This window comes from Burkholderia sp. HAN2018 (assembly GCF_024704855.1).
GTDB classification, from domain to species: Bacteria; Pseudomonadota; Gammaproteobacteria; order Burkholderiales; family Burkholderiaceae; genus Burkholderia; species Burkholderia cepacia.
The window spans coordinates 1-9,607 of record NZ_QOBB01000253.1 but is presented as its reverse complement, the minus strand read 5'-3'; the positions used below and the strand labels follow the sequence as shown (position 1 = coordinate 9,607).

Genomic DNA, 9,607 nt, shown 5'->3' with positions numbered 1-9,607 from the left:
CGCGCGCGCCGTGCCGTGCGGCGTGCACCGTGTCGTTGCGACGCGGTGCGCGACCTTCGGCAAGCGGGAGAACCGGGACGTACAATTCTCTTCTCTCCCCTCGACGCGCTAACGGCGCGAAACGTCATGGAGCAGATGGATTGTGTCGTGATCGGCGCGGGCGTCGTCGGTCTTGCGATTGCGCGCGAACTGGCCGCGCGCGGGCGTGAAACGCTCGTGCTCGAGTCCGCCGATGCGATCGGCACGGGTACGAGCTCGCGCAACAGCGAAGTGATTCATGCGGGGCTCTACTATCCGCGCGGGTCGCTGAAGGCGACGTCGTGCGTGCACGGGCGCGACCTGCTGTACGAATTCTGCGAGACGCATCACGTGCCGCACCGGCGCACCGGCAAGCTGCTCGTCGCCACGAGCGCCGCGCAGGTGAAGCAGTTGAAGGCGATCGCCGCGCGCGCGGCCGAAAACGGCGTGCTCGACCTGATGCCGCTCACGCGTGCCGAGGCGCAGACGCTCGAGCCCGCGCTCGAATGCGTCGAGGCGCTGTTCTCGCCGTCCACCGGCATCGTCGACAGCCACCAGCTGATGCTCGCGCTGCTCGGCGACGCCGAGCGCGACGGCGCCGTATGCGCGCTGAAATCCCCGGTCGAATCGATCGACGTGCTGCGCGGCGGGCGCTTCGTCGTGCGCACGGGCGGCGACGCGCCCGCCGAGATCGAGGCCGCGTGCGTGATCAACAGCGCGGGCCTCGGCGCGCAGGCGCTGGCGCGCCGCACGCGCGGCCTCGACCCGCGCTGGGTGCCGCCGCTCTATCTCGCGCGCGGCAATTACTTCAGCCTGTCGGGCCGCGCGCCGTTCTCGCACCTGATCTACCCGATGCCCGATCGCGCGGGGCTCGGCGTGCACCTGACGCTCGATCTCGGCGGGCAGGCGCGCTTCGGCCCGGATGTCGAGTGGTGCGATTCGCTGCGCTACGAAGTCGATCCGGCGCGTGCGACCGCGTTTTACGCGTCGATCCGCGCGTTCTGGCCGGGCTTGCCCGACGATGCGCTGCAGCCGGCGTACGCGGGCATCCGGCCGAAGCTCGCGGGGCCGGGCGAGCCGCCGGCCGATTTCATCGTGCAGGGCGCCGCGCAGCATGGCGTGCGCGGGCTCGTGAACCTGTTCGGCATCGAGTCGCCGGGGCTCACCGCGTCGCTCGCGCTCGCGCAGCGCGTGGGCGACATGGCGGCTTACCGCTGATGTGGCGGGCGTGTAGCGGGCATGTCGCGTGTGCGTGTCGGCCAGGTTGCGGCCAAATGGCAGCCGTGTGAAATTCCTTATCTCTGGAATTTCGGCGCGCACATTTATTCGCTTGAGCGTTATTCTGTCGAACGGCTGTACAGGGTCTGTCTACCGATGGAACACGCATGCGTTGCCCCGAGAAGGGCCGCTCGCGAGGCGCGCGACGCCGCGAATACTGGACGTATTCGCAAGGAGTGCAACGCGGCGAGCGGCCCTTCTCGGGGCAACCCCTAATCGGTATCGTTTCCACGGGAAGGCCCGAAATCGCCCGCATGGCGGCGTCGGTCGTCGCTTGTTTGGCTCGGCCAAACGGCGCTCCTCCCTCCTTGCCCTGCGAGCGATTTCGGGCCTTCGCATGCGTGTTCCATCGGTAGACAGACCCTGGAACAGCTTTCAAACCGATAACGTTGGAGCGAGTCCCCCATGAAAACATCCCGTCGGAGTTTCCTGATTACGAGCATTGGTGCCGTGTCCGCGCTGGCGCTGTCGCGCGAAGCGCTGGCCGATGCGCCGATGCTGTCGGAAACCGATCCGACCGCCGTGGCGCTCGGCTACAAGGCCGATGCCACGAAGGTCGACAAGACGAAGTACCCGAAATACGCAGCGGGCCAGGATTGCGCGGCCTGCATGCTGTACCAGGGCAAGAAGGGCTCGGCCTCGGGCCCGTGCGGCGCCTTCCCCGGCAAGCAGGTGTCGGCGAAGGGCTGGTGCAGCGCCTTCTCGAAGATGGGTTGAGGCCCGTGCGGCATCGTGCGATGCCGCATTGTGGCGAAAACCGCAAAACGCCCGCCGTCGAACGATGGCGGGCGTTTTTTATTGCTTGAAAACGGTTCCGTCGCTTTCTACACTCGCTGCAAACCAGCGCGCCGCGGGCACCCCGCGCACCGCGCCGCCCGACACGGCGTACTGACGAGGACGAGGCACGCATGGCGACGATTGCGAATTCAACGAAAACGATTCGGCCCGAGCGTGCGCTGAACCGCCGCGCGGTGTTCGCCGCCGTGATCGGCAACGCGCTCGAGTGGTACGACTTCACGGTGTTCGGCTTCATGACGGTCGTGATCGCCGAGCTGTTCTTCCCGACCTCCAGCGAATATTCGTCGCTGCTGCTGACGACGGCGACGTTCGGCGTCGCGTTCTTCATGCGCCCGATCGGCGGCATCGTGTTCGGGCTGTACGCGGATCGCGCCGGCCGCAAGGCCGCGCTGTCCCTCGTGATCCTGTTGATGACGGGCGGCATCTTCCTGCTCGCGGTCGCGCCGCCCTATGCGGCGATCGGCATCGGCGGGCCGATCCTGATCGTGCTGGGCCGCCTGCTGCAGGGCTTCTCCGCGGGCGGCGAATTCGGCAGCGCGACGGCGCTGCTGATCGAGGCCGCGCCGTTCTCGAAACGCGGCTTCTACGGCAGCTGGCAGATGGCGAGCCAGGCGGCCGCGCTGCTGATCGGCGCGCTCGTCGGCGCGGCCGTCACGCGCGGGCTGTCGCACGATGCACTGCGCAGCTGGGGCTGGCGCGTGCCGTTCATCCTCGGGCTCGTGATCGGCCCGATCGGCTTCTACATCCGCCGCCATCTCGCCGATTCCGAAGCGTTCCTGCATGCGCAGCAGAACGCGCGCCGCGCGACGCTCGGCGAAGTGTTCACGCGCCACCCGCGCGAGGTGCTGTGCGGGCTCGGCTCGGTGATCGCGCTGACGGTGACGATCTACGTGCTGATCAGCTATCTGCCGACCTTCGCGGTGAAGCAGCTGAAGCTGCCCTACGCGGAATCGTTCTACGCGGTGATCGCCGGCAACCTGCTGCTGATGGTGCTGTCGCCGGTCGCGGGCGCGTGGTCGGACCGCATCGGCCGCAAGGGGCTGTCGCTGTGGTCGCTGGTGCTGACGCTCGCGCTGATGTATCCGCTGTTCGCGTGGCTCGACGCGGCGCCGAGCATCGCGCGGCTGATCGCGGTGCAGGTCGTGCTGTCGATCACGCTCGCGGGCTACTACGGGCCGTTTGGCGCGATGATCGCCGAGCTGTTCCCGGCCAACGTGCGCTCGACCGGGCTGTCGATCGCATACAACGTCGCGGTGATGCTGTTCGGCGGTTTCGGGCAGTTCATCGTCACGTGGCTGATCAAGGTCACGGGCACGCCGCTCGCGCCGACTTACTACGTGATGGCGGGGATCGCGCTGTCGATCGTCGCGGTCGCGTTCGTGCCCGCACGCAGCGCCGACCTCGACGCACCCGCATGACGACATGACGATTTGAAGACGGTCATCGGATCGTTTCGCAAAACGCAATGATGTGCTGCGGAACACGCGAAAACGGCGTATCGAGCCTTCGTGTTCGCGCCCGAATTGTTTAGTTGCCGAACGAAACTTGCGCGAGATGAACGAAATTGTCGCTCGCGCGCGTTTTCGCATTTTTTACCCACACTAAACATCGGCACAAACCCGCGCGGTCATGTAGAAGAGTTTTTTCTCCAGCTTGTTGCCACATCGTTAGCTCAAGTAATATCCGCGTACGCCGGCCCCTGGCGGGCCGGTTCCGACCTGGAGACCTGGAGGAAACATGGAATACAACCGTCTGTTGCACACCCTGCGTGTTACCGCCATTGCAGGCGTGGCAGCGGCATCGCTCGGCGTCGCGGGTTCTGCATTCGCACAGATTCCGAACAAAACGCTCGTCTACTGCTCAGAAGGCAGCCCGGCGGGTTTCGATTCCGCGCAATTTACGACCGGCGTCGATTTCACCGCCGCCACGTTCACCGTCTACAACCGCCTCGTCGAATTCGAGCGCGGCGGCACGAAGGTCGAGCCGGGCCTCGCCGAGAAATGGGACGTATCGCCCGATGGCAAGGTGTACACGTTCCACCTGCGCCACGGCGTGAAGTTCCACACGACCGACTTCTTCAAGCCGACGCGTGAATTCAACGCGGACGACGTGCTGTTCACGTTCCAGCGCATGCTCGACCCGAACCAGGCGTTCCGCAAGGCGTACCCGGTGTCGTTCCCGTACTTCACCGACATGGGCCTCGACAAGCTGATCACGAAGGTCGAGAAGGTCGATCCGTACACCGTGAAGTTCACGCTGGCCGAGCCGAATGCGCCGTTCATCCAGAACATGGCGATGGAATTCGCGTCGATCCTGTCGGCCGAATACGGCGACCAGCTGATGAAGGCCGGCAAGGCCGCCGACATCAACCAGAAGCCGGTCGGCACGGGCCCGTTCATCTTCCGCAGCTACACGAAGGATGCGACGATCCGGTTCGACGGCAATCCTGATTACTGGAAGAAGGGCGAAGTGAAGATCTCGAAGCTGATCTTCTCGATCACGCCCGACCCGGGCGTGCGCGTGCAGAAGATCAAGCGCAACGAATGCCAGGTGATGAGCTATCCGCGTCCGGCCGACATCGCGACGCTGAAGGCCGATGCGGGTGTCGACATGCCGTCGCAGGCAGGCTTCAACCTCGGTTACCTCGCGTACAACGTCGAGCACAAGCCGGTCGACAAGCTCGAGGTGCGTCAGGCGCTCGACATGGCGATCAACAAGAAGGCGATCCTCGAATCCGTTTACCAGGGTGCCGGCCAAGCGGCTTCCGCGCCGATGCCGCCGACCCAATGGTCGTACGACAAGAACCTGAAGATGGCCGCGTACGACACCGCGAAGGCGAAGGCGCTGCTGGCGAAGGCCGGCTATGCGAACGGCTTCGAGATCACGCTGTGGGCGATGCCCGTGCAGCGCGCGTACAACCCGAACGCCCGCCTGATGGCGGAGATGATCCAGGCCGACTGGGCGAAGATCGGCGTGAAGGCGAAGATCGTCACGTACGAGTGGGGCGAGTACATCAAGCGCGCGCACTCGGGCGAGCAGGACACGATGCTGATCGGCTGGACGGGCGACAACGGCGACCCGGACAACTGGCTCGGCACGCTGCTCGGCTGCGAAGCGATCAAGGGCAACAACTTCTCGCACTGGTGCTACAAGCCGTTCGACGAGCTGGTCCAGAAGGGCCGCACGACGACGGGCCAGGACGCGCGGACGAAGCTCTACACGCAGGCCCAGCAGATCTTCGCGCAACAGCTGCCGTTCTCGCCGATCGCGAACTCGACGGTCTACCAGCCGGTGCGCAAGAACGTGGTCGACATGCGTATCGAGCCGCTCGGCTACGCCCGTTTCGACGGTGTTGGCGTGAAGTAATACGCCTGTCGTAAGCTGTCGCGAAGACCGGCTAATTCATCCGGCGGCGGGAGGCCAAAAGCTTCCCGTCGCCGGTCGCACATTTCCCACAAGAAAATACGAGACGCATCATGTTCACATTCGTGTTGCGCCGCGTGGGGATGGTGATCCCGACCTTCATCGGCATCACCATCCTGGCGTTTGCGCTGATTCACCTGATACCGGGCGACCCCATCGAAGTGATGATGGGCGAGCGCGGCGTCGATCCCGCGATGCATGCGGAGGCGATGAAACGCCTCGGGCTCGACCAGCCGCTGCCCATGCAGTACCTCCACTACATCGGCCGGGCGCTGCATGGCGACCTCGGCACGTCGATCATCACCAACACGAGCGTCGCGGGCGAGTTCTTCGCGCGCTTCCCGGCGACCGTCGAACTGTCACTGTGCGCGCTCGTGTTCGCGCTCGCGGTCGGCCTGCCGGCCGGCGTGATCGCCGCGCTGCGGCGCGGCTCGGTCGTCGATCACGGCGTGATGGGCACCGCGCTCACCGGCTACTCGATGCCGATCTTCTGGTGGGGGCTGATCCTCATCATGGTGTTTTCGTCATACCTCGGCTGGACGCCCGTGTCGGGGCGCATCGCCGTCGAATACGACTTCCCCCATCCGACGGGCTTCATGCTGATCGACGCGCTGCTCGCGCCGGACGAAGGCTCGTTCAAGTCGGCGGTCAGCCACCTGATCCTGCCCGCGATCGTGCTCGGCACGATCCCGCTCGCGGTGATCGCACGGATGACGCGCTCGTCGATGCTCGAAGTGCTGCGCGAGGACTACATCCGCACCGCACGCGCGAAGGGGCTGTCGCCCGCGCGCGTGGTCGTCGTGCATGCGCTGCGCAATGCGCTGATCCCGGTCGTCACCGTGATCGGCCTGCAGATCGGCACGCTGCTCGCGGGCGCCGTGCTGACCGAGACGCTCTTTTCGTGGCCCGGTGTCGGCAAGTGGCTGATCGATGCGATCGGCCGTCGCGACTATCCGGTCGTCCAGGGCGGCATCCTGCTGATCGCGACGCTCGTGATCGTCGTGAACCTGGTCGTCGACCTGCTGTACGGCGTGCTGAATCCGCGCATCCGCCACACGAGGTAATTCCATGAGCAATCTGCAAAACACCTTGCCGAGCGAATCCGCGCCGGCCGGCGGCCGTGCGCTCGCGCTGCGCGAGTTCTGGGCCAACTTCTCGCGCAACCGCGGCGCCGTCGGCGCCGGGATCGTCGTGATCGTGCTGATCCTGGTCGCGCTGCTCGCACCGGTGCTCGCGCCGCACAGCCCGGTCGAGCAATACCGCGACTACGTGAAGATTCCGCCTGCATGGCTCGCGGGCGGCAACTGGCAATTCATCCTCGGCACCGACGAAGCGGGCCGCGACATCCTGTCGCGCCTGATGTTCGGCGCACGGATGTCGTTCTGGATCGGCTTCGTGTCGGTCGTGCTCGCGCTGATCCCCGGCATCGTGCTCGGGCTCGTCGCCGCGTTCTTCCAGAAGTGGGCCGACACGCCCGTGATGCGCATCATGGACGTGCTGCTCGCGCTGCCGTCGCTGCTGCTCGCGGTCGCGGTCGTCGCGATCATCGGCCCGGGCCTCACCAACACGATGTTCGCGATCGCGATCGTCGCGCTGCCGGCCTATGTGCGTCTCACGCGCGCGTCGGCGCTCGGCGAACTGCAGAAGGAGTACGTGACGGCGTCGCGCGTGGCCGGTGCCGGCACGCTGCGCCTGATGTTCTCGCAGGTGCTGCCGAACTGCACGGCGCCGCTGATCGTGCAGGCGACGCTCGGCTTCTCGTCGGCGATCCTCGACGCGGCCGCGCTCGGCTTCCTCGGCCTCGGCGTGCAGCCGCCGACCGCCGAGTGGGGCGCGATGCTCGCGTCCGCGCGCGACTACATCGACAACGCATGGTGGATCGTGACGATGCCCGGCCTGTCGATCCTGATTTCGGTGCTCGCGATCAACCTGCTCGGCGACGGGCTGCGCGACGCGCTCGATCCCAAACTGAAGCGGATGGCATGACATGAGCGAGAACCTACTGACCATCCGCAATCTCGCGGTGAACTTCAACGGCCTGCCCGCCGTCGACCGGATCAACCTGTCGATCGCGCCGGGCGAGGTGGTGGGCGTCGTCGGCGAATCGGGCTCGGGCAAGAGCGTGACGATGATGGCGCTGATGGGCCTGATCGACGCGCCGGGCAAGGTGACGGCCGACGAGGTCACGTTCAACGGCGTGGACCTGCTGAAGGCATCGCCGAAAGCGCGCCGCAAGATCGTCGGCAAGGACATCGCGATGGTGTTCCAGGATGCGCTGACGAGCCTGAACCCGAGCTACACCGTCGGCTACCAGATCAAGGAAGTGCTGAAGCTGCACGAAGGGCTGCGCGGCGACGCGCTGCACCGGCGCGCGCTCGAACTGCTCGACCAGGTCGGCATTCCCGATGCGAAGAACCGCATCGCGTCGTTCCCGCACCAGATGTCGGGCGGGATGAACCAGCGCGTGATGATCGCGATGGCCGTCGCGTGCAACCCGAAGCTGCTGATCGCCGACGAGCCGACCACCGCGCTCGACGTGACGATCCAGGCGCAGATCATGGACCTGCTCGTGAAGCTGCAGAAGGAGCGCGGGATGGCGCTCGTGCTGATCTCGCACGACCTGGCCGTGGTGTCGGAAGTCGCGCAGCGTGTCGCGGTGATGTACGCGGGCGAGGTCATCGAGACCAATCGCGTGCCCGACATCTTCCGCGCGCCGCATCATCCGTACACCGAAGCGCTGCTCGCCGCGATTCCCGAGCACAATAAGGGGGCGCGTCGCCTTGCCGCATTGCCGGGCATGGTGCCGGGCCGCGATGATCGCCCGTCCGGGTGCCTGTTCGCGCCGCGCTGCAAGTACGTCGTCGACGATTGCCGCAAGGCGCGGCCGGCGCTCGATACGCTGGTGCCGGCCAACGATGCGATGCGTGCGCGCTGCATCAAGCCGCTCAATGTTTCCAACCTCGACCTGACGGGAGGTGCACGATGAATGCAGTCAATCAGACGCGTGCCACGCCGCACGACGAGGAAGCCGTGCTGGTGGCCGACGGCCTCGCGAAACACTATTCGGTGAAACGCGGGATGTTCGGGCAGGGTACGGTGAAGGCGCTGAACGGCGTGTCGTTCTCGCTGAAGCGCGGCAAGACGCTCGCCGTCGTCGGCGAATCGGGCTGCGGAAAATCCACGCTCGCGCGCCAGCTCACGATGATCGAGACGCCCACCGCGGGCCACCTGACGATCGACGGCAAGGACGTCGCCGGCGCGAACCGCGAGACGGTCGCCGACCTGCGCCGCCGCGTGCAGATGGTGTTCCAGAACCCGTTCGCGTCGCTGAACCCGCGCAAGACCGTCGAGCAGACGCTCTCCGAGCCGCTCGAGATCAACGCGAACCTGACGGCCGCCGAGCGCGCGCAGCGCATCGCGCAGATCATGCGCACGGTCGGCCTGCGGCCCGAACACGCGAAGCGCTATCCGCACATGTTCTCGGGCGGCCAGCGCCAGCGTGTCGCGATCGCGCGCGCGATGATCCTCGATCCGCGCATCGTCGTCGCCGACGAGCCGGTGTCCGCGCTCGACGTGTCGATCCAGGCGCAGATCCTGAACCTGTTCATGGATCTGCAGGAGCAGTTCAAGACGAGCTACGTGTTCATCTCGCACAACCTGTCGGTGGTCGAGCACGTCGCGGACGACGTGATGGTGATGTACTTCGGCAGCGTCGCCGAGCTCGGCGACAAGGCGACGATCTACGCGCGGCCGCGCCATCCGTACACGCGCGCGCTGATGTCGGCGACGCCGGCGATCTTCGAGGAAGACCGCCGCGTGCAGATCAAGCTGCAGGGCGAACTGCCGTCGCCGCTCAATCCGCCGTCGGGCTGCGCGTTCCACCAGCGCTGCCCGTATGCGGTCGAGCGCTGCCGTGCGGAGGAGCCGCAGCTGCGCGAGGTCGACGGCCGGCGCGTGGCCTGCCATCGGGCCGAGGAGGTAGGGGAGGCGAATGCCTGAAGCGTTGGCGGCGCGCGCGTCCGGCGTGCGCCGTGCGGGGGCAGGCGGCGCGCGCGTGATGCGCGCGTACCGCTACGCGCGGCGCTGGGGC

At 66.4% G+C, this 9,607-nt stretch carries 8 protein-coding genes; all 8 read left to right on the top strand.

The window, feature by feature from the left end:
* Window positions 1-126 precede the first annotated feature (126 nt).
* The 8 genes from DPV74_RS35375 to DPV74_RS35340 all read left to right on the top strand — a co-directional run bounded on the left by DPV74_RS35375 (window position 127) and on the right by DPV74_RS35340 (window position 9,516).
* Window positions 127-1,236 carry an NAD(P)/FAD-dependent oxidoreductase gene (locus tag DPV74_RS35375; protein ID WP_119338883.1) on the top strand — a complete coding sequence of 370 codons (1,110 nt, stop codon included), beginning with the start codon at window positions 127-129 and terminating at the stop codon, window positions 1,234-1,236.
* 465 nt (window positions 1,237-1,701) lie between these two features.
* Window positions 1,702-2,013, top strand: a complete 312-nt coding sequence (locus tag DPV74_RS35370) for a high-potential iron-sulfur protein (RefSeq protein WP_021163765.1) — start codon at window positions 1,702-1,704, stop codon at window positions 2,011-2,013.
* A 191-nt stretch (window positions 2,014-2,204) separates the two neighbouring features.
* Window positions 2,205-3,512, top strand: coding sequence for an MFS transporter (locus tag DPV74_RS35365; RefSeq protein ID WP_021163766.1), 1,308 nt, complete (start codon window positions 2,205-2,207; stop codon window positions 3,510-3,512).
* A gap of 319 nt (window positions 3,513-3,831) precedes the next feature.
* Window positions 3,832-5,460: an ABC transporter substrate-binding protein gene (locus tag DPV74_RS35360; protein WP_027788902.1), complete on the top strand. Its 1,629-nt coding sequence runs from the start codon at window positions 3,832-3,834 to the stop codon at window positions 5,458-5,460.
* 110 nt (window positions 5,461-5,570) lie between these two features.
* Window positions 5,571-6,581, top strand: a complete 1,011-nt coding sequence (locus tag DPV74_RS35355) for an ABC transporter permease subunit (RefSeq protein WP_011353491.1) — start codon at window positions 5,571-5,573, stop codon at window positions 6,579-6,581.
* Between the two features lie 4 nt (window positions 6,582-6,585).
* Complete coding sequence (locus DPV74_RS35350) at window positions 6,586-7,503, top strand: ABC transporter permease subunit (protein ID WP_027788903.1); 918 nt, start codon at window positions 6,586-6,588, stop codon at window positions 7,501-7,503.
* A 1-nt stretch (window position 7,504) separates the two neighbouring features.
* Entirely contained in the window at window positions 7,505-8,503 is a 999-nt protein-coding gene (locus tag DPV74_RS35345; RefSeq protein WP_021163769.1) for an ABC transporter ATP-binding protein, read from the top strand.
* Window positions 8,500-9,516: a peptide ABC transporter ATP-binding protein gene (locus DPV74_RS35340; protein ID WP_021163770.1), complete on the top strand. Its 1,017-nt coding sequence runs from the start codon at window positions 8,500-8,502 to the stop codon at window positions 9,514-9,516. Before DPV74_RS35345 ends, DPV74_RS35340 begins: the two co-directional genes overlap by 4 nt.
* Window positions 9,517-9,607 lie beyond the last annotated feature (91 nt).